Here is a 24,202-nt window from a genome sequence, read left to right as displayed (position 1 = left end):
ATGGAATTCGAGAGCGCTTTATATTATATTGAAAGAGGGATTTGGTAGAAAAATATGGGGGGATATTATGAAAATTCAAGTTGTATTATCAGGATACGGAACAGTAGGCAGAGAGTTTATAAAATTATTAAATGAAAAATATTCATATATATATGAAACATATGGGATTCAATTAGTTGTAAGCGGCGTATTAGGGAGAAATATTGCAATACATAATGAAGACGGCTTATCACTTCATCATTTATTAATGTATGGTGGCGGTACCGCTGCAATTGAAAAATATTTAGAGTATCATCCGAAGGAACGTGCAACAACTAGCATAAGTGGTACTGTATTGGTAGAATCAACAGTTACAAATCTTAAAGATGGAAATCCAGGGAAACAATATATGAAACAAGCGATTGAAAAACAGATGGATATAGTAGCAATTTCTAAAGGTGCGCTCGTTACAAATTGGAGAGAAATAAATGAAGCAGCAAAAGGCGCAAATATACGAATTCGATATAGCGGTGCAACAGCCGCTGCACTACCGACACTAGATATCGGACAATTTAGTTTAGCCGGTTGCAGTATTGAAAAAATAGAAGGAATATTAAATGGAACAACTAATTATATTCTTACGAAAATGTATGAGGAAGATATGACATTTGAAGAAGCACTGAAAGAAGCACAAAATAAAGGAATTGCTGAGACAAACCCTATATTAGATATAAGTGGTTCAGATAGTGCGTGTAAATTGTTACTTTTGACAAACAGCTTAATGGAAACAGAGAAAACACTTACTGATATACATATAAAAGGAATCGAGCACGTTACAAAACAGCAAATTCGAAATGCTAAGGAACAACATAAAATTATTAAATTAATAGCATCAACATATAAGGATGAGGGAGGCAATGTGAATTTAAATGTTGAACCGTGCCAAATAGAAAAAGATCATCCGTTAGCAAAAGTAAATGGAACCGAAAAAGGAATTACGTTCTTTACAGATACGATGGGACAAGTTACTACAATTGGTGGGGCTTCTAATCCAAGAGGCGCTGCAGCTGCAGCTTTAAAAGATGTAATAAACTTATATCGAAAAGATTTGTAAGACCGTACCGCCCTTTATAAAAAATACATATGCCGTGGACCTTTTGAGAATGAAATAAATATGCAAAAATGATTGCAGGGGGTAAGAAATTGTTTAAGGATTTTAAAGTTGTTAAAGAACGTCCCGTTTATATTCAATTGAAAGATTATTTGAAGAAAATGATTATGAAAGGGCATTTGCTCGGGGATCAAAAAATCCCATCAACAAGGGAACTAAGTGAATTACTAAGTGTGAGTAGAAACACTGTACTCGCTGCTTATGCAGATTTAGAGCAAGAAGGACTCATTTATGCAGTTAAAGGAAAAGGGAACTTTGTTGCCAAGGTGGATATATCTAACACTTCGTCTGTTGAAATAGATTGGAAAAATAAACTTAATACAGTGACCGCATTAGCGGACGAATTAGATTTAATGAAACATGGTGTTCGTTGGGAAAAGGGAATGATTGTTTTTAATAGTATAGCCCCGGATGAGAAGCTATTTGATGTTGAAAATTTCAAAAGAGCTTTTCTTACTCGTATGTCCATTGAAGGGGACATCGTATTGAACTACGGATATGCAAAGGGATATAGACCGTTAATGAATTATTTACTTCATTACATGGAAATGAAAGGTGTAGACATTTCGAATAAAGATATTCTAATTACAAATGGATTTACAGAAGGATTGGATATTGTACTCTCTTCTTTATCAAAAAAATCCGGTCGTGTCATTTGTGAGAATCCAACTCACCATGCTGCACTTAAGCTTTTCCGTTTACATGGACTTGAAGTTCATGGGATTGATATGCATGAGGATGGTATTGATACGAATGAAGTTGAAAAAAGTTTGCGTGAAAAAGATTTTGATTTTGCTTATTTAATTCCTTCTTATCATAATCCAACCGGTATTGTTACGAGTTCAGAGAAAAGAACGGAATTGATGAGGTTATTCTCAAAATACAACGTTCCTATTATAGAGGACGGATTTAATGAAGAATTACGTTATTCAGGTTCACATTTAGCTCCATTATTAACTTTTGCGGGAGCTGGCAATAATGTGATTTATATTAGTAGCTTTTCAAAGGTGCTTTTCCCTGGTTTACGTGTAGGCTGGATTATTGCAGATAAAGAGCTGATTCATTATTTAGAAAGCGTAAAAAGAGCAAGAACGATTCACACATCTACGCTAGATCAAGCTGTTCTGTTTCAATATTTACATGAGGGATATTTTGAAAAATATTTAAAAAAGGCAAGATCTGTTTATAAGAAAAAATATGAGTTAGCTGTCGGGGCATGTAACCAGTACATTCCTTTTAAAAGAATGACTGGAGATGGTGGACTTCATTTATTTATAGAGCTAGAAGAGCATATGAATGCCCGCACACTTTTACAAAAGTGTTATGAGAAAGGCGTTACGTTTTCACCTGGAGATGTTTTTTACTCTGATGGAGAAGGAGCAAACACTTTCCGATTAGGGTTTTCGCGCTTGAAAGAAGAAGAAATAGTTCGTGGAATTAAAATAATTGGTGATACATTAAAAAATGAAATTTGGAGTTGAGAAAATGAAAATCGGTGTTATTATGGGCGGGGTATCGTCTGAAAAACAAGTTTCAATTATGACGGGGAATGAAATGATTGCTCATTTAGATAAAAATAAGTATGAAATAGTTCCAATTACATTAAACGAAAAAATGGATTTAATTGAAAAAGCGAAAGACATTGACTTTGCATTGCTCGCATTACACGGAAAATACGGAGAAGATGGGACAGTTCAAGGAACACTGGAGAGTTTAGGGATTCCTTATAGCGGAAGTAATATGTTATCTAGCAGTATATGTATGGATAAAAATATTTCGAAAAAGATTTTACGTTATGAAGGTGTAGAAACACCAGATTGGATTGAACTTACAAAAATGGAGGATCTAAATCTTGATGAGTTAGATAAGTTAGGATTTCCATTAGTGGTAAAACCAAACTCTGGCGGATCGAGTGTCGGGGTGAAAATCGTTTACAATAAAAATGAATTGATCTCAATGCTAGAAACTGTATTCGAATGGGATTCTGAAGTAGTAATTGAGAAGTATATAAAAGGTGATGAAATTACATGTTCTATTCTGGATGGAAAACAGTTACCTATAGTTTCAATTCGACATGCAGCCGAGTTCTTTGATTACAATGCAAAATATGATGATACTAGTACCGTTGAGGAAGTTATCGAACTTCCAGCAGAAATTAAGGAACGTGTAAATAAAGCTTCACTGACTTGTTATAAAGCATTAAAATGTAGTGTTTATGCAAGAGTTGATATGATGGTGAAGGACGGAATTCCATATGTAATGGAAATTAATACATTACCAGGGATGACACAATCAAGCCTATTGCCCAAAAGTGCAGAAGCAGCGGGAATTAGTTATAGCAAACTATTAGATATGATTATTGAAACATCATTAAAAGTTAGAAAAGAAGAAGGGTTTTAAGGAGATTATATAACGAATTTTTTTGACAGTTTCACGAAGTATGCTATGATGAATACATTATAAAAACAAAATATTTATCCACTAGGGGGGCCTTTTATAGGCTGAGATCAAATGTGATTTTGAGACTCTTAGTACCTGATCTGGTTAATGCCAGCGTAGGGAAGTGGGAAAGACGTTGCTATTTAATGAGTAAATAAATACTGTCAATTTCACTTTCTTTACGCCTGTAAAGAAAGTTTTTTTATTTTACAGCTTTAATAATTGTGGATAAATACTTATATTTTATACATTATTGGAGGGATTTAAATGACTTTTTCACAATCATTACGTAAAGAAGTAGATTCAATTTGGGAAGCGAGTTTTAACCATCCTTTTGTAAAAAAACTTGGTGAAGGAACATTAGATTTAGCTAGTTTTCGCTATTATGTGCTTCAAGATTCATATTATTTGAGTCATTTTGCTAGAGTACAAACTTTAGGAGCTGCAAAAGCTCTTGAATTAGAGACGACAGCTCGTATGGCACATCATGCTCAAAATACATATGAGGCCGAGTTATCTTTACATGAGAATTTTGCTAAAAAACTAGGGATAACGAAAGAAGAAAAAGATAATTTTATTCCTGCGCCAACTGCATATGCGTATACTTCACATATGTATCGTGCTGCGTATGAAGGGCATTTAGGAGATACCATTGCAGCAATTTTACCTTGCTATTGGTTGTATTATGAAATTGGCGAACGCTTAAAAGAGTGCCAGCCGGAAGAGCGAATTTATAACGAATGGATTTCTGCTTATGGATCTGATTGGTTCCGTACGCTAGTTGAAGAACAAATTACACGTTTAGATACTATCGCTGAAAAAGTAACAGAGGCAGATCGCAAACGTATGAAACAGCATTTTATTATTAGCAGTCAATATGAATATTCATTTTGGGAAATGGCTTATACATTAGAAAAGTGGCCAGTGGATACAGACGTAAAAGACGTAATTGGATAAAGAATAGAAGTAATGTTATAGATAGGTATGGATCATACCTATCTATATATTTTTTCTTGTCAAATTTGCGTAAAGTCATTAGTGCTACGGAAATGGCGAAATAGAATATCGATAATTTAGCTCATTTACTTGTCTACGCATTAACTGGATAAACTTCTGTCACATTTATTTTACAATTAAAGAACGTAAATGTTGGTGGTATGAAGTTAAATAAGAAAAGAAACCCGAGCTGTTAGCTGTAACGGAGTTGTTTTTTCTTTGCAGGAATTTCTATATTATCATGGAGTGTTGTTAATACGATATGCAAATATGCATATCGTATTTTTTTGAGTTCTTTATGTGTTAAAATTAGATATAAAGATATGAAAATATAAAGAAGCAAAAGCAGGAATATCCAATGAATTTTGAGAGGTGTTATATGTTTACAAATAAGAAATTAATTCGATTTGGTTTATCGTTGTTTGTATTTTTAGGAATCATTAATTTTACAATCAGCTATTTCCAAACATATCTTGAAACAGCAGCAGATATCAAATGGGTAATTCCAGAAATTTGGAAAACTATTTTGCTAGATGTTCCTCAAGGTATACTTGTTCTTTTAGGCGCAATTGCTTTATATGATTTCACAAAAGAGGCATCACAAAAAGACGCATCAATCTAAGTGTGTCTTTTTTCAATTAGCAATTTCATAGAGAGTTTTGCTGGAGAAATAGAATGAAAAGCCCTAATTAGGGCTTTTTTTGTTGGAATTTCATATCCGTCATAGAAACCGGTCACTTGGAGGTGTTATAGCGAAAGCCATTTACAGTACAGAAAAATCTAAGCAGCAGACGGAAATATATAGGACATGGCATCATAATTATTGAGAAATTAATTGAACTTAGTAAGTATGAAGATATGACGCTAGAATTCATATTTTTTAATTTTTATTTATCCCGCTATTTGCCGGGCAGTAAGCCCCCCACCTCAAAATTCAGCGGAAGCAAAGAAGTTAGGTAGGGGATGAACAAAACCCCACTGATTAAAGTTTCACTTTATAAAAATGAGCCCATAGTAAAAATAGGTATATGAACAAGGTGCATCATCTAGTGATAAGTCATACTTTGTTGGTGTACGTATTGAACTTAGTTTATAGCGCTATTTCTACTTAGATGTAACGAACAGGAATATAGGGAAGTATCGATGAGGTTGTATTTTATAAACGGAGGTTATGAAAATGAATCAGTTTCAACAAGAACTACAAGCGTTAAGCCTTAATGATTACCGGTCTGGAAATATTGTCTATTGGGACCAGCAAAACCAATATCCATATTACTATATTGAAGATGCTGCTCGTCGCTGTGGCGGTTGTGGTCGTTGTGGCGGTTGTGGTGGAGGTCGTTGTGGCGGCTTCCGTTGTGGTGGCTTCCGTTGTATTGGTTGCTTCGGTTGTTTTGGTTGCGGAGGCTGTGGCGGTTGTGGCGGCTGTGGTGGTTGCTCTAACTGTTTTGATGGTTTTACTGATACTACTGGTACTATTGTAACGTATGAATATTGATAACATCTATCTTGCTAGTTGCGGGCAGTAACATCCCCAAAAAAATTCAGCGAGAGCAAAGAGAAGTTAGGTGGCGGACTGCCCATAAAAGCCCGATTGGTGAGAGCTGATTAAAGTTTCACTTTATCAATAAAAAAACATTAGTTATATGTACGTGCCGACAAAGAATATAGCCATTATTAATGGATATATTCAATCATTCAAGTGAAAGAGTAACAATAAGATATATAGATGTAATTAACAGGTGATGGATAAAGCAATGACTAGATTTAAAATCTAATCATTGCTTTTTTCTTATGGTTTTATCATCAAATATCTGTCTAGTTTAGGCATTGCTTCCTTCTAGCTAATGATTTTATTACAACCGTGTAAGGTTAATGTAATGTTAATCGATAGTAAATGAAGTTGCTTAAGTGTATTTTAAATAAGATTAAAAAGTACTGTTTATCTACAAAATAATAGGGTAAATACTATGTAATTAGGAAGTGTATGAATATGGTTGAACTAAAATCTATTTTCCATTCGTATAAACTAAAGAGAAAAATAGCTAAAGATTTATACGGAAAAAGAGATGAATTGACACTGTTATTAAATGAATTTAATAAAATGAAATGTACAGTAACATCTGAAAAGAAGAAAAACAATATATTATCTCGTTTGCAACTAATTTATCAAAATATGAAATTAGATAAGCAGTATCCTCTATCAGTTGCTTTTGATAGTAAATTATTGGAGCAATTAGAAAAAGAACCTCTACATACTATTGAGGATGGTGTAACATGTTTACATCTAATGTTAGATGTGAATTATGAGAAAATAAAACAATATGGTTCGAGTACAAGTAGGTCATTTGTTCCATTATCGCAGTCTTCTATTTGTCTTGCTGATTGTATTTGTTTAACAGGAGTTGTAGTAGGTTTACTAGGAGCAATTTCATTTGGGGGATTACTGTTATCTATATGTTCAATTACATAAAGGTTGATATTTGTAAAAAGGGCACCGAATTAAGGTGTTCTTTTTTGGTTTTTTTGTAAAGATATTGTAAATGATAAGTACAATGCATTAAGTGTAATGTATAATTCGAATGTATTGAAATCCAAATATAATAGAGGTGTTATACATGATAATTACTTTGAATTTTTAAAAGAGTCGGTTTGATAATAATTTATGTAGATAAACAGTTTTTACGTTGCTTTTAAATACTTGGTTTAAATGGATTAGATTAAGTAACTATTGTTCTAGCTTTTTGATAATCAAGACAACTGAAGAAAGGAAGGAATTATTTTATGAAAAAATTAAGGCTGCTAACATTTGAAAATATAGTAGAACCCCTTTTAAATGAAAAGGTATCATTTATATACTTTCCTATTGAATGGCTGGACATCGTAGAGATACATTATAAGACATTTTTATTAACGAGTAAGTTGAAACGTTTGAATGAAAGATTGTATGATATGTTTTCGGATATATTGTTTATTCAGCATAACCCATACGTATTAAATGAAAATACACCATGGATTGTATCGAAAGAACCTATTAGACAAGAGCAGCTCGATTATATTTTTCAAAGTTGGTATGAGATTATTCATGATTGGAAACCAAATAGATTAGTAGAACCACCAAAATATGAATGGCAATCCGATTTGATTTCTAATTTGCCAGTACTACATGATAATGAAACGTATTCTAAGTGGGTGCCCGCTTTAATCTCACATATTTTTTGTGAGCGTCCTATATATTTAGAAAATACAAATGAAGAAGAAATCTATTTTTCCCCTCTTAGATCACAAAATATTTGTGAGGCGATGTCAGGGCCGATAAAAGATGAAAAAACACAAGATTTTTTCTCCTATGTATATCGATTTGAATGCATAACCCGCGGTGGTGAGAACGCTCCATTATTAAATATTTCAATAGGGATTCGGAGATTTTATCAAGAATATAAGATGATAGGTCAAACAAACCTTGATATGACAACGTTTGTTTGACTTTTTTTGATAAAATGCAAACATTTTGCAAACATAGGTTATCCAAAGATACTTTTACCGAAGTTTTTAACTGCTTCTTCCTGCATATTCGGTAAAACATGAGAATAGACACTTAATGTCATTGAAATATCTGTATGACCTAATCTCTCACTAATGATTTTAGGGTTAACTCCTTGTTTCAATAGTATAGTTGCGTGTGTATGTCTTAAATCATGGAATTTAATTTCTTTTATACCTACTTTGTGTGTCATCCTAATGAAACTTTTTCTGAAATGTGCTCTTTTTATGATTCTTCCAAACTCATTACAATTTATTAAATCTTGATCTAGATAAGCAGAACCAAACCTTAATTTCTCTTTATTGATTAAAATTTTATGTTTTTTTAAGGCTGCTATTGTTTCTTTAGGTACAGGAATGGTACGCTTGGATGAATTCGTCTTTGCTGTTTTTTTGATTTTATTGTCATGGCCAGAAGTTTGGTTTATTGTAACGGTGTGTTTTTCAAAATCAACGTCCTGCCATCGTAAGCCTAGAACTTCTCCCATACGCATACCTGTAGTTATTGCAAGTAGATACCCAATGTGATATCGTGATTCTTGTGAATGCAAAAGAAACTTTTTTACCTCTTCCTCTGTCCAAGTCTGGATAGAGGTTCTTTCTTTTTTCGGTATCTCTGCAAAAGCAGCTGGATTTCGAGAAATAATATTTTGTTTTACAGCTAGATTTAAAGCGCTTTTTAATATTCTATGCATAAGCAGAATAGAATTGTTTGCAATCCCTTTATCTATCGCAGCCTTATAGCATTTTTGAATGTGCATAACATTTAATTTATGGAGCGCGACCATTCCTATACTAGGTATAACATGTTGGTTGATAAATGCCCTATAACCAGCAAAAGTACTCTTTTCTATGCTCATACTTTTAATTTCTAGCCAATGATTTAGGTAATCTTTTAGCGTAACTTTAGATGGTTCTATAAAAGTTCCTTCATTCAACTCTGTAATTTTCTTTGCCACATCAGCCTGTGCTTCTTTTTTGGTCTTATACCCAGAAAACCACTTCTGTCTTCTTTTTCCTGTCTCTGGATCAGGACCGATATCAATAACGATACAGTACTTATTTCCTCTTTTTCGAATATGTCCTTTCACTTAAAACACTCCTTCATTTGTTTTGAATCATGTTGTATAAGTCTAGTTGTAATTTTACTACTATGAAAATTACAAAGATGGACATATCAGCGATGGATACATTTTACCATAAATGAACAAATTCGGTTATAGGATGTAATTGTAAGTGATTTCCTATTTTGTTTAAAAATCATTGTGATTCATATTTAAAAAACAAGAGGAGGGACGTAATTTATTTGAGTTAAAATAAAGGTTTGATAGAATTTTATTTAAATATATATTATAATATATAATAATTAAAAAAGAGTAAAAGAGTAAAAGAGTAAAAGAGTAAAAGAGTAATAGAGTAATGGAGTGTAGTGAGTTTATGAATTTTGAATGGTTATCTATAGACACAAATTGGCTCGGATTCTGGGGAGGAGTCTTAGGCGGTTTCGTTAGCGGTGGACTTACTTATTTAGGAGTAAGAAAAACAATTAAAAACGAAAGAAAGACCTTTTTTACAAATAGAATTTGGGAAGAAAAAAAGGATATTTTAAAAAATTTGATGGAACATCGGATTTGGCTCGTAACTGGTGATAGGACTGGAGAAAACTACTTGGAATTTATGAAAGCTTTGAATTCAGTAATGATAGTTTTTAGCGATAGTCCAGAGGTTTTGAAAAAATTAGTGGATTTTCATGATTATGTTAATGGCAAACGTAGTGGGGACGCTAATGAACTATTAATAGAATTGTTTAAGGCAATGTATATAGAACTTGATTTGGAGTTTGATGAACAACTTAAAGACGTTCTCTTGATTACTTTTCATTAACATTAAAATTAAAAAGGAGCCCATTGGCTCCTTTTTGGTGTATTCAAGTATAGAAAATTAAAATCGTTTTATAGGCAGCGGCCATAGTACACATTGTCGCAATCACACTAGCTAACTGTTTTGGAGCATGGATTTTTAAAAGCATGTAGTAAACTAATCCGCCAGTAACGCTCATGGCAAGAAACATAATAGCTGCTTGCATAGCGAGATGATTAACGGGTGATTGTATAGAACTAAAGTCAATTTGATTCATATATTATACTCCTTATAATCGTTTTATAAATATATTAATATATTTAATTTATCAATGGAAGTATATATTCCTACAAAATACCAAAATAGTTAATTCACAGATGCAGAACGTATGAGCTAAAATAATTGTAGATTCAAATTAAGAAGGAGGGAAGAAGTCATGAGAAAAACATATACAAAAGATCCAGGTGGATGGAACTACGCTCAAAAGAATAATGAAGCAGGTCCTGGAGGTGGTGCAGGATATGCCGATCCAGGAACGGGAATATAAAGAGAGAAAAAAGCACAGTGCTTAATGCTACTGCGCTTTTGATTTACAGAAATTTATTTTTCATTTTTTTAAGTAACCAATCTTGAACTTCGTCTTTCAAATCAATTCCTACAGTTATAACTCCTAAGATAACGCCCTTACCTATAATGTTAAGGTCTACACTCATAGATTCTTTTACAAATTGTAAACGGCAAATGTTTGACGTTTACTGACAGAGTATAGTTCATAATTTATATACTTGCTAATAGTGTTGAGACATAGACTATTAGAAAAAACTTTCTCAACATGAATTGACTTTAAGTGGAATGAAGATTCTTAATCTTGTGATAAACTGATTTTAAGAAATCAAACGGAACAAAAAAGACCCATAGTGTGTGTAAATATGTTGGGAACACGTTTACACCGTTTAGCCCTAATTGAAGTAGGGAAAACATTTGCCATGAGCCTTTCGTTTACGAGTTTTCGTAACGTATACGGCTAGTTATAACACAGCTTTTTGATGTAATTCAGCATTAAGGTGCGTGTTCATGATAGGGAAGTGTGTCTTGTTCCAATAAGGGGGACAAAGCATGTGGAAAGCTCTAGGTCAAATTGAAAAAGAATTATGCGTAGCTGGTATAAGAAAAAATAAACTAGCAGATTATTGGGGTGTTAAGCCAAGTACTGTTACAAAAGTATTTAAAGGTAACACAGATATTAGTTTTGGTTTTCTTTCTAAAACAATTATTCTATTAAATAAAGGCATACAGGTACAAGGGAATATATTAAAGGATTATATTGATGTCACAAATCCGAAATCAGAGAATTTACGTGAAGCGATGGAGGACTTAGCTTTAAGAGGTAAGTTCAATCTTTTGATTGAAGTAATAAATAGTGAATTACAGTCTAAGGTGTCTGAAAATAAAGAATTTGCTAGTGTGTATCTGATTATTTATAAACGATATATCGGTGAGTTGAATGCCAAACTATATTATAAAGCGTTGCATATAGCAAGTAAATCAGTGAAAACAATTGAGATGGAATTGTTAACTGAAATTTTATTATGTCAAGCGCAATATCAAACAGGAAATTATACGACTTTAGATGAGCGTCTGAAATCAATAGAAACTAAAATTGATAAAATTAGTAATAAATATCTTCGTGAGTGCTTCAAATTACGTTACAGAGAAGCGATTGCTGTTACTTCATTGCAAGGAGGAGAAGTAGATGAAGCAAGAAACGTTTGTATTAAATTAATAGATGATCTTGAGTGGGATAACTATTTTTCTTTTCCAAAAGTAAATGCGTACTTAAAGCTAGGTGAATCGTATGTTTTCTCAGTAGGTGAATATGAGAACTCAAAATATTACCTAGAGAAAACATTACAAGTGATTGGTGATAGAAAAGTTGAAGCTGTAGAGAAGAAGAAAGAAATGGTGCAACATACATTATCATTTTTAAAGATTCACCATGACAAAGAAATTAGTGATACAGATGTTGTACATCCAAGTGAGCTGGCATATTTAATGATTAAACAAGGTAATACAATAGGAGCGAGGGAAATATTAAATCAAATAAAAAGTTCTACAGGTGAATTAACAGACATACAGACCGCTTATTTAGCTTTAACATATGAGGGAGCTAAAAGAGAAGAGTTAATGAAACAATCTCTTCTAATGTGTCAAAAATCAGGAAATATATTTTATTCGAATTTACCGAAAATTCACTTGGGTTTAATTTGAATATTTGTTATAATTAGCATCGGAAAGAGGTGATTAGATGAAAAAATTAATTACAATTATTCCTGTACTATTATTAGCAACTACACTAGTTGTTAACACTGATTCTGCGAAAGAAAAGCCTAGTACAAATGACTCAAAACCAGTAGTTCAGCAAATGATGGTTGATCCTGGTGGCGGTTGGTAAGATACAAAATATAGGTTTACATATATAAATTTAAAATGACATCGTCTTAATTGACGGTGTCATTTGTAGTTTTAAGTAAGATTTCCTTTTTAGGTTTATGAACAAAAAAGAAATTTATGTAAAAAAATAACAAAAATGATAAGGGGATAAGAGAAGATGAAAAGTAAAGATGGGGAAGTTAATCTGATAAAAAAAGCGCTTTTACTTCTGCAAGAAGAAGATAACCCAAAAGAAATATTATTATCTATCTGTTTAAGTGGACATGAAAGAGACAAAGTAATTTAAAAAAGACTATCTAATTTTTTCCGATAGTCTTTTTTCATTAAATATTCCCTTTAGCTTTTTCGTAACTCACAAACATTTCTAGTTGTTCTAATGCTTTTTTTCGTTGTTCTTCAGGTAGATCATTTATGATTTGAAGAATTTCTTGAGCTTCTTTTGTAAGTTGTAGATCTTGGTCTGCTGTTAAATCTGGCGAATCAGATAACCCAAGTAGATAATCAGTAGTAACATTTAAATGATTAGCTATTTTTTGAAGTGTACGTGTACCTGGTGATTTTTTTCCTTCAACGTAGTTATAAACAGAAACATGACTAACACCAATTGCATCAGCTAATTGTTGTTGAGTAATCCCTCTTTTTTCAATTAACAACTTTAACCTTTCATGACTAAACATAATTAAAACACCCCAAGTTTATTTTATCTATTTTATATGAAGTTATTTCTTCTTTATCACTGTTATAGTGTGACACACGGCACTTTGCTACACTGTCATTATATATTAACTATCAGTTAAGTGGAAAGGTAAAGTTTTTGAAAAAATTTTTATAAAACACTTGAACTTAACTTAAGGTTAAGTTACTATGTAATTAACAACAAAAACGGAAGAGAGGAGTTGCATATGAAAACTCTAAAACAGCTACGTGTAGAACAAGGATATACATGTAAGGAAGTAGCTGAGGCCGTTGGTATTACGGAAGTGTACTATTGGTACATAGAAAACGGCAAACGCCGTCCTTATTATGACTTAATTGTAAAAATTGCTGATTTCTTAAAAGTGAAACTAGAAGCAATTAAAATTTTTTGCCCTTGACTTAACTTATAGTTAAGTCAAGGTTGGTTAAGTTAAATAGAAGGGAGCAAAACAAAATGGGATTAGATCAAATCATTAAAGAGTCAATCCGAGAAGTTGTTCGTGAAGAAATTCAAGCAGCTTTAGCTACATTCCAACAACAAGCGCAACCAAACAAAGTAATGCGAGTAAAAGAAGCGGCAGCTTACCTTAACATCGCGGTTTGCAGAGTATATGAACTTGCAAACCATCCGCAGTTTCCGGTTATCCGAGAAGGGCGCAAATTACTCTTCTTACAAAAAGATTTGGAAGCATGGCTAGAAGCCCAAAAGGAGGAACCAAACGTTGGTTGAAAGTACATTCAGCCTTTTGGTTACAGCGGTGGTTATTGTATCATTCATGGGTGGTGTAGCACTTTTAGATGCATTTGAAAAACTTATCAGCGAGAATGAACAGCTAAAGCAAGAAAATCAGCAATTAAGAAAGGTGAAGAGAATATGAGCATAACAGCACCAGTTCTACAAAAGGACATGCAAAAGAAACAGGTGTTAGATGAGTTCTTAAAATATTGTAATCAAATGCAAATCCAAGCATTAAAGCAACAGGATCCAATTGCACTTTGTACATGGATTAAGGAAGCAAGGTTAGCTAGACGAGAACTTGCAGCACTGTATCGAGCGAAAGAAAAGCACGATGTGGAACGTGAAAAGGATCGTAAAAACATCTTAGGAATTATCCGACGGTTAAGAAGTCAGGGCGTTGATGCAAGTGTGGTAGAAAGAGCACATTGCATTACTCTTTGCGAGGAGGTGATTTAAATGGAAATGAACAACAAAACCAAAGTAATTCCAGCCCCTGCGGTAACAGAGACTGTTGTAGAAGTGAAAATTCTATTAAATAATAAGCAAATTTGTGAATCTAACGTTGTACTTCAACTTGGCCAGAAATAGTTGCACTATATCGTTCATGCATATGTTTTCTTAAGTTATCTTCGTAAGCTTTTGTCGCTTCTTTTATAACCATTTCTAGACTGCTCTCTGGAGTTAAATCATTATACTGGCGCGATTGTTCATGGACGTATTTTAAAACACCGTCAACAATTTCATGATGAGATAGTTTGAAAATATCATCTAAATCAACGCGAATATTTATAGTATTTGGTTTCATATAAACACCTCCTTTCGTCTAACTAATTCGACAGAAAGGAGGAAAATCCTACATTAAAGGAGGTGAGCACGATGCTAGATAACCCGATGGCGATGCACAACGGCTACGGTAAAGCAGATCCGCAAGAACAGATGATAGACTATCCAGTTGAAGATGCATTAGGTAATGAAATTCTGCCAGGTGATGAGTTTTTAATCGCACCAGATGGCGAAGTGGTCCAAAAGGATAACATCATGGATTACATGATTACGCAGCTTGGATTTGAGAAGAAAACCGCAGGGGAATAAGAGGTGGTTATGACATGAAAGAAACCTGGAAGTCTGTAACAGGTTACGAGGGGCATTACGAAATTTCAAGCACAGGAAATGTAAAGTCAATCAAGTTCAAAAAAGAGAAGTACCGCAAGCAATTTTGTAGTCAAGGCTATAAAAAGGTGCAATTGCATCTTAATGGGAAAGCTCAAAAATTCTATGTTCACAGATTGGTTGCAGAAGCTTTTATTGAAAATCCAGATGGAAAAAGCCACGTGAATCATAAGGACGGAAATAGAAGTAATAACACAATTTCCAATTTGGAATGGGTTACAAATTCAGAGAACATGAAGCATGCTTATAAGTATTTATTGCCGAAAGATTATGCGAAAGATCTAAAGTCAAAGACATCCAAACCTGTCGAGCAAATAGATCAACATACGCTTCAAGTACTTAGGAAATTTAAATCAACAAAGGCTGCAGCGAGATTTATCGGTATCAGCCCTGTTCACATAGCGAATGTATGTAAAGGGAAGGGAAGAACATCCAAAGGCTTTATTTGGAGATATGCATGAAAAAGACCACCTGTAGCAGCAGGAGGTCCCTTTAAAAAGATAAGTTAGGGCTAGTATATCACAGAAAGCGAGTGAATAGAACATGCAAGCAAAAGTATTGGTAAATACACTCAATATGGACCACGATCAGTGGTTGCAAGCACGTACACAAGGTATTGGCGGCTCAGATGTTTCTGCAATAGCAGGTTTAAATAAATGGAAATCAGCAGTGCAAGTATTCCTTGAAAAAACACAAGCGATTGAAAAGGAAGATATACAAAGTGAAGCTGCATACTTCGGCAACGTTTTAGAAGAAGTAGTAGCAAAAGAATTTGCAAAACGCACAGATTTAAAGGTTCAACGCAGAAATGCCATTCTTCAACACCCTGAATATCCGTGGATGTTAGCGAATGTGGATCGATTAATTATTGGTGAAAAAGTTGGAATTGAATGCAAAACGTCGTCGGAATATTTAAAAAAAGAGTGGGAAGATGAGGAAGTTCCAGCTGCTTATCTCTTACAGTGTCAACATTATATGGCCGTAACTGGCTATGAAGCATGGTGGATTGCGGTACTCATCGGTGGCAACAAATTTGTTCATAAAAAAATCGAACGCGATGAGGAATTGATCCAGTACCTTATCGATATTGAAAAAGACTTTTGGCTTAACAATATTGAGAAGAACGAGCCGCCTATGTTTGATGGTTCGGATGCATCAACAGAACTATTAAAACACTTATATCCAGAATCTATTGCAGATAGCTTTGTAAGTTTAGGTAAGCAAGAAGAACTTCTCATTGAAGCGCGTGATCAAGTGGACCGAGAAATTAAAGTCCTGCAAGAACAAAAGGTAGAGTACGAAAACAAAATCAAAGCAAAACTCGGTACCAATGAAGTTGGTGGAACTGAGAACTACAAGATTTATTGGAAGTCATATACAACTAATCGGTTTGATAGCAAGCGATTCAAAGCGGAACACCCAGATTTATTTGAGCAGTATGTTAAAGAATCTAAATCAAGAAAATTCACGGTTAAATAAGGGGAGGAAACTGTTATGAATCTATTTGTTCAATCCACAGTATTTAATAAAGAGTTAGTTGGTAAAGCGATTTTGATTGAAGGTCGTGATGTTGATGGAGATAAGTGGGATGACATTTATCTTGTAAATAGCGTGGAAGCTGAGAACTTAATTTTAGTGAATTTACTCGGGAGAAAGTGTTCTTTGCACATGGAAAACTTTGAAGGGGAATATGGTATGAAGTTAACGGTCTTGACGAAAGGAGTTAAAAACTAATGGCAACTAACAAAGATGTAAAAAATCAATTAGCAAATCGTAAGGTAAGCGCACCAGTAACACCTGAACAAACAGTAGAAGCGTATATGAAGAAAATGGCTCCACGTTTTGCGGAAGTGTTACCGAAACACATGAGTATGGATCGGATGAGCCGAATTGCATTAACAACGATTCGTACAAATCCAAAGCTACTTGAATGCAAAGTACCATCGCTTATGGGAGCTGTTATGCAAGCCGTACAATTAGGGTTGGAGCCAGGATTGTTAGGGCATTGCTACATCTTACCATATAAGAGTGAAGCGACTTTCATTATTGGATATAAAGGCATGATTGATTTAGCAAGACGTTCTGGTCATATTCAAAGCATTTATGCACATGCAGTATACGAAAATGATGAATTTGAATACGAATTAGGTTTACACCCTCAACTAAAGCACAAACCGTCATTTGGTGATCGAGGTGAGTTTATTGGAGCGTATGCAGTCGCTCATTTCAAGGATGGCGGACACCAAATGGAATTTATGCCAAAGAGTGAAATTGAAAAGCGTCGCGGTCGTTCAGCTTCAGCGAATTCAAACTATAGCCCGTGGAAAACAGATTATGAGGAAATGGCGAAGAAAACAGTGGTTCGTTACATGTTTAAATACTTACCAATCAGCATCGAAGTTCAGTCACAAGCGCAGCATGACGAAGTGGTTCGTAAAGATATCACGGAAGAACCAGAATTTATTGAAGCTGATCCAATTGAAGTGGAACAGTCAGCTGAAGGAGACGGACAAGGTAATTTCGTGATTGAAGGTGAGTAACATGTCCAAAGTGCTACTCTCTCGCAAATTGTGGGAGAGAGCACAGTCAAAAGATGATTTGAAGCAGTCGATTGCACGTTATATACAAACTGGTTATCCAGGTTATCGAATAGAGAAAGTCATTAAGGAAAATGGGTCTTACATCGCGATTTGCACAAGGGGGTAATAAGAGTGTCAGATGTTAAATGGATTAAGCTATCGGTTAGTATGTTCGATGATGAAAAGATTCGCATCATTGAAAGTATGCCAGAAGCAGACACAATTTTAATTTGCTGGGTGAAGCTTTTATCACTTGCAGGAAAGACAAACGCAAATGGTTACATTTTCTTAGCAGAAAACATTCCATATACAGATGACATGCTAGCCACGGTATTTAATCGTCCGCTTAACACTGTACGGCTGGCACTGGAAACCTTTCATAAATTCGGAATGATTGAAGTGGATCAAGAGCATTACATCAACATAAAAAATTGGGGTAAACATCAGAGCGTTCAAGGGTTAGAAAAGATTCGGGAAGATACAAGAAAGCGAGTTGCAGCACATCGAGCTAAGAAAAAGAAAGGGCAACTTGATTGTAACGTTACATGTAACGATGAAGTAACGGACATAGAAGAAGATAAAGAATTAGATAAAGAAGAAGATAAAGATTTAAAAGATATAAAAGAATGTAGTTCTGATGAACCTCAGGACCATGTATCTGATAAAATTCCGTATCAAGAAATTATTGAATATCTGAATGCTGAAGCAAAAACAAAATATCAATATAAGTCCAAAAAGACCAGGGAATTAATCAATGCACGTTGGAAAGAGGGCTTCACTTTAGAAGATTTCAAACAAGTGATTGATACCAAATCAACACAATGGTTAAACGATTCGAAGATGAGTATTTATTTACGGCCACTTACCTTGTTTGGAAACAAATTTGAGAGTTATCTAAATGAAAAAGTGAATAAATCAAATAACCAACAACAGTACGGAAATCACATAAACATACCTGGTTTCAACGGGAACATGCCATTTTAGTGAGGTGAAATAAAGATGCAAAAAATGCAGAAATCATTTGAAAAGCTTGCAGCTCTTGAGTTTGCAAATGAATCTTGCGATAAACATACATTCAGCAAGGGCGGAATGATAACGGTAAAGCCGGTTAGAAAATTAATCGATAAAAAAGATGGCTCTATATATTGCCCACGATGCAAAGTGGAAGAACAAAATACAGTTCTATACCAGCAAGCAAATAACCATTACAAGAAAATTAACAGAGAACGGCAAAAGAACATGTTTTTTAAACATAGCATTATCGAAAATCAATCAATTACTGCATCAAGATTAGACTCATACGAAACGGATTGCGAAGAAACAAAAGAGAATAAGAAAAAAGCTATACAAATTCTGGACCGTATTAAAAAAGGAGAAGTTCTAAACGTTTATATTGCAGGGATTCAAGGAGCTGGTAAAAGTCATTTAGCTTACGCAGTGTTATATGAGTTAGTAAAACATTATTGGATAATTTCTGATGGTGAAACACTTAAAAATCAATATGCTTTCGAAAATATGAAAAGTTGTTTATTTGTAGAAATTGAAAAGTTAATTCGTTTAATACAAGACTCGTTTCGAAATAAGGAGTCAAGATACACGTTGGATTATTGCATTAGCTTAATGGTAGAAGCAGATTTTCTTGTAATTGATGATTTAGGTGCTGAAAGTGGATCGATGAATAGAAGCGGAGAAGCAAGCGATTTTGTTCATAAAGTGCTTTACGGTGTTGCGAATGGGCGACAAGGAGCAAATAAAACAACGATTACCACATCAAATTTATCAAGCAAGCAGCTATTTCAAAAGTATGATCCGAAACTAGCGAGCAGGTTGTTAAATGGAGTAACAAAAGATGAAACCATTGTTTTTAAAACAACTACGGATAAACGCATTGTAAATTTAGATATTGGATTCTAAGGAGGGTACGAAATGTGCAAAACATGCGGTAACACTGGTGTAGTTCATAAAGAAATTTATCCTGGGATGATAACGATTGAGGGTTGTACTTGTGAGGTAGCAGAGCAGCAAGCAGCAATGCAAAAAGAAAATTGGAATACCTGGATAGAAAAATTTGAAGAATGGAAAAGGGGGTTACTGCATGAGCAACGTGTCGGTTGAGAAAAAGCGTGAGTTTATACAATTTCTTTTAAATCATATCTTGCCCCGAAGACATGAGGGCTTTCCGTTCATCTACACATTTCGTAAGCATTTAAGGTTTGTAACGAGAATCCACTTTGTTGAAAATGCAAAGAAGTATCCGTATGGAATTGAAATTTCTGCAGAGTTTTCAGAAGGTCAACTGTTCGCGTTTTATAAACCAAATTTAACTGTTACAGATGGGATGTCAGCATATCATCATTTCAATGTGAATGATGCACCGATATATATTCAAATCAATTTCAAAGGTAAATACAAGGAACCTTTATACATGGAAGTACTTGAAGATGATGAGTGTTCACTTGAAACGTATATTGATGGGGAAGATCACGATGAAATTGACAAGTTAATAAAATACCAACTCATTAATCATGCACTAGACACAAGAAACAAAGAACTGTTCCACCAGTTGATTGCAAATTAAGTGGGAGGTGAAAGGATGGTGGTTCTTTACAAATTCAAACTCACTACCATTTTCGAACAATGGCCGAATGAAGAATATGTGGTAGCGGAAACTGAAGGAAAGGCAAGATTTCTGTACTGGCAAAAGTTCAGAACAAAGCTTCTAACGATGCCAATGGCTGAATTCATGAAGTTTGTAAAGTGTGAGAACGAAGGAGTTTTTGATATCAAGCGGATGTACAGCACAGAACAAGCGTTTAAGAAAATGCAAAACTTTAGAAACCTACATTTTGCTTACATGGGTATGCGAGTAAACGTAGCTGGCATGTGGGGTACGATCGTTGGGAATTGGAAAACTAATCTGTTCGTTTTGTTCGATGGAGAAATTGAAAAGCACAACTGCCATCCTTATTGGGAAATTGCTTACTACGATGATAAGGGCAATGTGATTCGAAATTATCAGAAGGGAGAGTATGCGGTATAAGTAAAAAAGGACGAGCAGTCGTACCTGCCGTCCTTTATAGGAGAAAAATTATTCTGGATTAGAACTACGAATAACCAGAAAACGCGCTTTAAAACAGTGTTGTCAAAGATGTAATAATCTATGCAACAAAAAGCTTAGTCGGAATTCAAAACACCAAATGGCTTGCATTGGCAACAGGCTCAAAAGTAGTATATGTAAAATGAAAAATTCCATACAAAAAGCAGACAACATTTTCAGTTGTTTGCCAGTTAGTCGAATGAGTTAGCTAATTGTGATAAATTGCATTCCCATTGCGAGAAGAGTGAAGCTACTAGTTCAAACAGTATGTTGGTATTATTTTCGATATTTTTAAAAATATACAGGAAAAGCAGATAAGTTAAGAACCTACCTGCTTCTGCTGTAACAAAAGAAAGAAGTATTAGCTGTGGATACGGCGGCTTGAAAATAGTATGTATTTTTATTTGAAAAATATTCAAGGGGTGAAGAAACATGGAACGTGCACAAAATGCTGTATATGAAATCACTCAGTTAATTAGTGAAGCGAAAGAGAAAAGTTATGAGTAAATATAACAATAAAAAAGTTAAGCTAAATAGCCATATTTTTGATAGTAAAGCAGAAGCGGATTATTACTCCGGATTAAAAATACGCCAAGCTGCAGGTGAAATTACAAGCTTCGAATTACAACCAAGATTCACCTTGCAACCAGCGTTTACGAAGAACGGTAAAAGTTTTAAGGCAATTACATATATCGCAGACTTCATGGTTTATTTGCCAAATGGTGATGTGGAAGTCGTAGACATAAAGGGTATGGTTACACAAACATTCGCGGTAAAGAAAAAGATGTTTGAATACAAGTACCCACATTTACAACTCATCTTGCTAAAACATGTGAAGAAATACGGCGGATTCATCACGCTAGATGAGTACAACAAATTAAAACGTGAAGAGAAAAGACTAAAACAAGCGAAATAAAGGGAGCGGATCATATGTCGTATATCGAATTCAAACCAACATTAAAGAAAGTGAATCTTAAACCTGATGGGAAGAAAGAAATTGTTTTGGAAGTAACGGATTCATCATTGCGCGGTAAGTTGGATGTACTTTCCGAAATGATCGATACAAAAGTATTTATCTCGCTGGAATCCATGCAGGTTAATTTCAACGTTACTGTTAACGCAAAAACGAACGAACCAGTAACGCAGTATGAGGTTGATGACAAAGGGTTTGTGAAAGAAGTAAAGGCATCATTTGAACAGTTAGAAGCTGATTTCGATATTCCAGAAGAGAAAATTCCAACTCGTGAAGAGAAAGAGCAAGCGGATCGTGAAACCATTGATGAGTTTATCATTAGCGGACTTGCACCAGGTTTAGATGATTTACCGCATGATTTTGCTTACATCGTAAAACGAAAGCTCGAGGGAGAGTCATATCTAAAGTTAGCAAATGAGCTGAAAATTTCTAACGTGAAGCTGATTGAAATGATAGATGATTACCGCGCTCGTATCGCACCAATGGCAATTAAATGGCACGAATGGAAAGAGAAACAGCCAGATGTAGAAGAGCAGCCAAAAGCAGAAGAGAAACCGAGGGAAGAAACAGAGACAGAAGAAACGGTTGTCACGGAAGAAGAGCAAGTACAAGTGGAAGAATCGGAATCTTCTGATGGATTTGAAGTCTCTGATGAGGACAAGCCTTTTGATGAAACATTAGAAGACTAATAAATACAGGTTGGTAGTATGACAATTTCGTTGTACTACCTCCCTTTCAATCTCATATGGGGTGATGGATTGAACAAAAAGGAGAAACGGCAGGTCCGACTTAGGATTCTAAATTTACAAGATAATCACTGCAAAGCGTGTAAAACGGTTCCTAAATCGATTGGAAACAATTATGCGATAGCGCGTTGGTGTTCAGAGAACTGTGAAGTTGGTAAAAATCTAAAAAGCTTAGGTGAGGGCCTACTCGAGGGGAGAACGGAACATATGGCTGAACAAAAAAACTGGGATCAAATTTGTGTAACTGCTGAAAAATTACGTGCTTCTGATGAAAAGAAATGGACTTGGGGGAAAATCGGAGCAGAGTTTGGAGTAACGGAAGGGAATTTATATTATCACGTTGCAAAAAGACGTGAAGCAAATACAACGCCTAATAAGCGTGTAGGCGTATTAAAGAATTCTCAGAATACAAAACTATCACCACAACCTCAAAACGCTGAGAAAACAGAATCGTTAGATGCTTTCTGGAAAGAGCGATTAAATGGCATTCTTGATGAAAAAGATGCGATGCAAAAAGAGTTACGTGAAGTATCGGAAATGTATGAGAGGTTGAAAGAGCTAAAAGAAAAGTTAGCGCAAGATGTTATAGCAGAATCGAAAGTACGATTGGAAGCAGAAGATGCATTAAAGCTATCACAAGATCAGCTTCAATCTCGTGATGAGGATTACAACACATTACTTAATGAATTTAATGCAATTACGGAAAAGAACCACGAATTAGAGCATGACCTTCAAAAAATGCATATCAATGTGCGTGCTGCAGAAGAAACAGCTGCGAAAGAACGTGAACACCGTCTTGAATTACAAGGTAGAGTACAAGCGCTTGGTATGGCGCTCAAAGTAGTTTTATAGGTGAGCGATATGAAACTGACAAAAGAAGAACGAAAAGAGCTCACATACCAAATTGGTGACATTATCGAACAGAAATGCAGACGTTGTTATTACAATCGCGCATCAAACGAATGCTTTAGTATTAATGAGTGTAAAGCATGCTCGACTGGTGATGAGTTACGCCAGTTGGGTAGATATTTCGATACACAACCGAAAAAGAACGGCGGACCTAGAAAGAGAGTGCCGGTTGGATTAACACCTGAAGTTGTAAGGGGATTAAATCAAAAGGGAATTCCAGATAAGGAAATCAGCATTATGTATAATCGTAGCTTTACTTATGTTGGGAAACTCAAGAAAAAGTGGGAACGTGAAGGGAAATGGACGGGGCCAACTAACATGAGAGAAATCAAAAAAGCTAGGATTTCTCCTAGCACTCAAGACATGGGATGTTGATGAGTTTGCAAGATTTTATTTGCACCTTGATTATATGTTGTTTGTGAGACGAAAAGTGAAAATGACATTAATCTTTACAAATTATTTACTTAACAATTATATATTTGAAGTTTTTGATAAAGACCAAATTTGAATTTTATTAAGAAAGTGTAAATTAAAGACTTCATTTGAAAGGAATATCCAAATGAAAAAAGAGCACTGATTTACAGTGCCCATCTTACTATAGATTTCTTAGTCCATCCATTACGGACAATTTATAATGGTGATAGTGACGTTGGCCATTGTTCCAGGAGAATCAAGAAGTGAAGCGGTAACGGTTACTGTTCCAGGCCCATCAGCTGCTAGAAATACAGCGGTAAAGTTACCAGAAGCATTGGTAATGACAGCAAGAGGAACCATAAAAGCAAGAGAAGGGTTACTAAATGAAAAACTGACTACTACTCCTGGAGTAGGATTACCGTTTACTAATACTTGACCCG

The 24,202-nt window shown here is 34.7% G+C and carries 37 protein-coding genes, 2 pseudogenes and 1 riboswitch; of the genes and pseudogenes, 35 read left to right on the top strand and 4 right to left on the bottom strand.

Going from position 1 to position 24,202, the window contains the following annotated elements:
* Positions 1-67: 67 nt before the first annotated feature.
* The 9 genes and pseudogenes from ACTFRM_RS13010 to ACTFRM_RS12970 all read left to right on the top strand — a co-directional run bounded on the left by ACTFRM_RS13010 (position 68) and on the right by ACTFRM_RS12970 (position 8,071).
* A complete protein-coding gene (locus ACTFRM_RS13010) occupies positions 68-1,093 on the top strand; it encodes a homoserine dehydrogenase (protein ID WP_000701757.1) in 1,026 nt (341 codons plus the stop codon).
* An 89-nt stretch (positions 1,094-1,182) separates the two neighbouring features.
* A complete protein-coding gene (gene pdxR / locus ACTFRM_RS13005) occupies positions 1,183-2,631 on the top strand; it encodes a MocR-like pyridoxine biosynthesis transcription factor PdxR (protein WP_000471644.1) in 1,449 nt (482 codons plus the stop codon).
* A 4-nt stretch (positions 2,632-2,635) separates the two neighbouring features.
* The gene (locus ACTFRM_RS13000) at positions 2,636-3,550 is read left to right on the top strand and encodes a D-alanine--D-alanine ligase (RefSeq protein ID WP_002164531.1); all 915 of its coding nucleotides are present in this window, start codon (positions 2,636-2,638) and stop codon (positions 3,548-3,550) included.
* A gap of 73 nt (positions 3,551-3,623) precedes the next feature.
* Positions 3,624-3,729: riboswitch (TPP riboswitch) on the top strand.
* A 127-nt stretch (positions 3,730-3,856) separates the two neighbouring features.
* Complete coding sequence (gene tenA / locus ACTFRM_RS12995; protein WP_173600690.1) at positions 3,857-4,546, top strand: thiaminase II; 690 nt, start codon at positions 3,857-3,859, stop codon at positions 4,544-4,546.
* Positions 4,547-4,943: 397 nt separating this feature from the next.
* Positions 4,944-5,207: a DUF3937 domain-containing protein gene (locus ACTFRM_RS12990; RefSeq protein ID WP_002082716.1), complete on the top strand. Its 264-nt coding sequence runs from the start codon at positions 4,944-4,946 to the stop codon at positions 5,205-5,207.
* Between the two features lie 555 nt (positions 5,208-5,762).
* Entirely contained in the window at positions 5,763-6,083 is a 321-nt protein-coding gene (locus tag ACTFRM_RS12985) for a heterocycloanthracin/sonorensin family bacteriocin (RefSeq protein ID WP_001071364.1), read from the top strand.
* A gap of 145 nt (positions 6,084-6,228) precedes the next feature.
* Positions 6,229-6,363 (top strand): annotated as a pseudogene (locus ACTFRM_RS12980) (site-specific integrase); the annotation flags it as partial.
* A gap of 209 nt (positions 6,364-6,572) precedes the next feature.
* Complete coding sequence (locus tag ACTFRM_RS12975) at positions 6,573-7,058, top strand: homoserine dehydrogenase (RefSeq protein ID WP_173600689.1); 486 nt, start codon at positions 6,573-6,575, stop codon at positions 7,056-7,058.
* Positions 7,059-7,369: 311 nt separating this feature from the next.
* Positions 7,370-8,071, top strand: a complete 702-nt coding sequence (locus ACTFRM_RS12970) for a pPIWI_RE module domain-containing protein (RefSeq protein ID WP_000736205.1) — start codon at positions 7,370-7,372, stop codon at positions 8,069-8,071.
* A gap of 38 nt (positions 8,072-8,109) precedes the next feature.
* On the opposite strand, the gene ACTFRM_RS12965 is transcribed toward ACTFRM_RS12970, so the two are convergent.
* Positions 8,110-9,219 carry a tyrosine-type recombinase/integrase gene (locus tag ACTFRM_RS12965; protein WP_440043378.1) on the bottom strand — a complete coding sequence of 370 codons (1,110 nt, stop codon included), beginning with the start codon at positions 9,217-9,219 and terminating at the stop codon, positions 8,110-8,112.
* Between the two features lie 346 nt (positions 9,220-9,565).
* On the opposite strand from ACTFRM_RS12965, the gene ACTFRM_RS12960 reads away from it, so the two are divergent.
* Positions 9,566-10,012 (top strand): hypothetical protein, encoded by a 447-nt coding sequence (locus ACTFRM_RS12960; protein WP_001987382.1) that lies wholly within the window; start codon positions 9,566-9,568, stop codon positions 10,010-10,012.
* Between the two features lie 43 nt (positions 10,013-10,055).
* On the opposite strand, the gene ACTFRM_RS12955 is transcribed toward ACTFRM_RS12960, so the two are convergent.
* Positions 10,056-10,265, bottom strand: a complete 210-nt coding sequence (locus tag ACTFRM_RS12955) for a hypothetical protein (RefSeq protein WP_440043376.1) — start codon at positions 10,263-10,265, stop codon at positions 10,056-10,058.
* A gap of 839 nt (positions 10,266-11,104) precedes the next feature.
* On the opposite strand from ACTFRM_RS12955, the gene ACTFRM_RS12950 reads away from it, so the two are divergent.
* From ACTFRM_RS12950 to ACTFRM_RS12940, 3 genes are all read left to right on the top strand, one after another.
* Positions 11,105-12,256 carry an AimR family lysis-lysogeny pheromone receptor gene (locus ACTFRM_RS12950; RefSeq protein WP_440043375.1) on the top strand — a complete coding sequence of 384 codons (1,152 nt, stop codon included), beginning with the start codon at positions 11,105-11,107 and terminating at the stop codon, positions 12,254-12,256.
* 37 nt (positions 12,257-12,293) lie between these two features.
* Positions 12,294-12,440 carry a complement C1q protein gene (locus ACTFRM_RS12945; RefSeq protein ID WP_149216297.1) on the top strand — a complete coding sequence of 49 codons (147 nt, stop codon included), beginning with the start codon at positions 12,294-12,296 and terminating at the stop codon, positions 12,438-12,440.
* Positions 12,441-12,596: 156 nt separating this feature from the next.
* Positions 12,597-12,725 (top strand): hypothetical protein, encoded by a 129-nt coding sequence (locus ACTFRM_RS12940; RefSeq protein ID WP_000836758.1) that lies wholly within the window; start codon positions 12,597-12,599, stop codon positions 12,723-12,725.
* Between the two features lie 37 nt (positions 12,726-12,762).
* On the opposite strand, the gene ACTFRM_RS12935 is transcribed toward ACTFRM_RS12940, so the two are convergent.
* Positions 12,763-13,116: a helix-turn-helix domain-containing protein gene (locus ACTFRM_RS12935; RefSeq protein WP_084064305.1), complete on the bottom strand. Its 354-nt coding sequence runs from the start codon at positions 13,114-13,116 to the stop codon at positions 12,763-12,765.
* 225 nt (positions 13,117-13,341) lie between these two features.
* On the opposite strand from ACTFRM_RS12935, the gene ACTFRM_RS12930 reads away from it, so the two are divergent.
* Genes ACTFRM_RS12930 through ACTFRM_RS12910 form a run of 5 tightly spaced genes read left to right on the top strand, consistent with a single transcriptional unit; the run spans position 13,342 to position 14,462 of the window.
* Positions 13,342-13,533 (top strand): helix-turn-helix domain-containing protein, encoded by a 192-nt coding sequence (locus ACTFRM_RS12930; RefSeq protein ID WP_000854267.1) that lies wholly within the window; start codon positions 13,342-13,344, stop codon positions 13,531-13,533.
* Positions 13,534-13,589: 56 nt separating this feature from the next.
* Entirely contained in the window at positions 13,590-13,865 is a 276-nt protein-coding gene (locus ACTFRM_RS12925; RefSeq protein WP_071730508.1) for a helix-turn-helix domain-containing protein, read from the top strand.
* Positions 13,858-14,013 carry a hypothetical protein gene (locus ACTFRM_RS12920; RefSeq protein WP_179955802.1) on the top strand — a complete coding sequence of 52 codons (156 nt, stop codon included), beginning with the start codon at positions 13,858-13,860 and terminating at the stop codon, positions 14,011-14,013. The genes ACTFRM_RS12925 and ACTFRM_RS12920 overlap by 8 nt, the downstream gene beginning before the upstream one ends.
* Positions 14,010-14,330 (top strand): hypothetical protein, encoded by a 321-nt coding sequence (locus tag ACTFRM_RS12915; protein WP_098581089.1) that lies wholly within the window; start codon positions 14,010-14,012, stop codon positions 14,328-14,330. Before ACTFRM_RS12920 ends, ACTFRM_RS12915 begins: the two co-directional genes overlap by 4 nt.
* Entirely contained in the window at positions 14,331-14,462 is a 132-nt protein-coding gene (locus ACTFRM_RS12910) for a hypothetical protein (protein ID WP_440043373.1), read from the top strand.
* On the opposite strand, the gene ACTFRM_RS12905 is transcribed toward ACTFRM_RS12910, so the two are convergent.
* The gene (locus tag ACTFRM_RS12905; protein WP_097819136.1) at positions 14,431-14,679 is read right to left on the bottom strand and encodes a hypothetical protein; all 249 of its coding nucleotides are present in this window, start codon (positions 14,677-14,679) and stop codon (positions 14,431-14,433) included. The genes ACTFRM_RS12910 and ACTFRM_RS12905 overlap by 32 nt on opposite strands.
* 71 nt (positions 14,680-14,750) lie before the next feature.
* Between ACTFRM_RS12905 and ACTFRM_RS12900 the strand changes: the two genes are divergently transcribed.
* From ACTFRM_RS12900 to ACTFRM_RS12820, 17 genes and pseudogenes are all read left to right on the top strand, one after another.
* Positions 14,751-14,966, top strand: a complete 216-nt coding sequence (locus tag ACTFRM_RS12900; RefSeq protein WP_440043372.1) for a YqaI family protein — start codon at positions 14,751-14,753, stop codon at positions 14,964-14,966.
* 14 nt (positions 14,967-14,980) lie between these two features.
* Positions 14,981-15,505 carry an HNH endonuclease gene (locus ACTFRM_RS12895; RefSeq protein ID WP_440043371.1) on the top strand — a complete coding sequence of 175 codons (525 nt, stop codon included), beginning with the start codon at positions 14,981-14,983 and terminating at the stop codon, positions 15,503-15,505.
* Between the two features lie 82 nt (positions 15,506-15,587).
* On the top strand, positions 15,588-16,523 hold the full coding sequence (locus ACTFRM_RS12890) for a YqaJ viral recombinase family protein (protein ID WP_440043370.1): 936 nt from the start codon (positions 15,588-15,590) through the stop codon (positions 16,521-16,523).
* Between the two features lie 15 nt (positions 16,524-16,538).
* Positions 16,539-16,778: a hypothetical protein gene (locus tag ACTFRM_RS12885; protein ID WP_440043369.1), complete on the top strand. Its 240-nt coding sequence runs from the start codon at positions 16,539-16,541 to the stop codon at positions 16,776-16,778.
* The gene (gene recT / locus ACTFRM_RS12880; protein ID WP_440043368.1) at positions 16,778-17,584 is read left to right on the top strand and encodes a recombination protein RecT; all 807 of its coding nucleotides are present in this window, start codon (positions 16,778-16,780) and stop codon (positions 17,582-17,584) included. The genes ACTFRM_RS12885 and recT overlap by 1 nt, the downstream gene beginning before the upstream one ends.
* 1 nt (position 17,585) lies before the next feature.
* A complete protein-coding gene (locus tag ACTFRM_RS12875; RefSeq protein ID WP_440043367.1) occupies positions 17,586-17,750 on the top strand; it encodes a hypothetical protein in 165 nt (54 codons plus the stop codon).
* Between the two features lie 5 nt (positions 17,751-17,755).
* On the top strand, positions 17,756-18,607 hold the full coding sequence (locus tag ACTFRM_RS12870) for a phage replisome organizer N-terminal domain-containing protein (protein ID WP_440043366.1): 852 nt from the start codon (positions 17,756-17,758) through the stop codon (positions 18,605-18,607).
* A 15-nt stretch (positions 18,608-18,622) separates the two neighbouring features.
* A complete protein-coding gene (locus ACTFRM_RS12865) occupies positions 18,623-19,537 on the top strand; it encodes an ATP-binding protein (RefSeq protein WP_440043365.1) in 915 nt (304 codons plus the stop codon).
* Positions 19,538-19,549: 12 nt separating this feature from the next.
* On the top strand, positions 19,550-19,738 hold the full coding sequence (locus ACTFRM_RS12860; protein WP_440043364.1) for a hypothetical protein: 189 nt from the start codon (positions 19,550-19,552) through the stop codon (positions 19,736-19,738).
* Positions 19,719-20,201 carry a YpiB family protein gene (locus ACTFRM_RS12855; RefSeq protein ID WP_440043363.1) on the top strand — a complete coding sequence of 161 codons (483 nt, stop codon included), beginning with the start codon at positions 19,719-19,721 and terminating at the stop codon, positions 20,199-20,201. Before ACTFRM_RS12860 ends, ACTFRM_RS12855 begins: the two co-directional genes overlap by 20 nt.
* 15 nt (positions 20,202-20,216) lie before the next feature.
* The gene (locus ACTFRM_RS12850) at positions 20,217-20,663 is read left to right on the top strand and encodes an MFS transporter (protein WP_440043362.1); all 447 of its coding nucleotides are present in this window, start codon (positions 20,217-20,219) and stop codon (positions 20,661-20,663) included.
* A gap of 556 nt (positions 20,664-21,219) precedes the next feature.
* Positions 21,220-21,636, top strand: a complete 417-nt coding sequence (locus ACTFRM_RS12845; protein WP_099685891.1) for a DUF1064 domain-containing protein — start codon at positions 21,220-21,222, stop codon at positions 21,634-21,636.
* Positions 21,637-21,650: 14 nt separating this feature from the next.
* On the top strand, positions 21,651-22,382 hold the full coding sequence (locus ACTFRM_RS12840) for a 2-methylcitrate dehydratase (protein WP_440043361.1): 732 nt from the start codon (positions 21,651-21,653) through the stop codon (positions 22,380-22,382).
* Between the two features lie 18 nt (positions 22,383-22,400).
* Positions 22,401-22,613: pseudogene (locus tag ACTFRM_RS12835) on the top strand (zinc-finger domain-containing protein); the annotation flags it as partial.
* A gap of 33 nt (positions 22,614-22,646) precedes the next feature.
* Positions 22,647-23,291, top strand: coding sequence for a hypothetical protein (locus tag ACTFRM_RS12830; protein WP_440043386.1), 645 nt, complete (start codon positions 22,647-22,649; stop codon positions 23,289-23,291).
* A 9-nt stretch (positions 23,292-23,300) separates the two neighbouring features.
* Entirely contained in the window at positions 23,301-23,723 is a 423-nt protein-coding gene (locus tag ACTFRM_RS12825; protein ID WP_440043360.1) for a hypothetical protein, read from the top strand.
* Between the two features lie 259 nt (positions 23,724-23,982).
* Entirely contained in the window at positions 23,983-24,198 is a 216-nt protein-coding gene (locus ACTFRM_RS12820) for a hypothetical protein (protein WP_000237382.1), read from the top strand.
* Positions 24,199-24,202 lie beyond the last annotated feature (4 nt).

The organism is Bacillus cereus group sp. MYBK227-1, from assembly GCF_051916325.1.
Classification (GTDB): domain Bacteria; phylum Bacillota; class Bacilli; order Bacillales; family Bacillaceae_G; genus Bacillus_A; species Bacillus_A cereus.
This window is presented reverse-complemented; position numbering and strand designations above follow the sequence as displayed.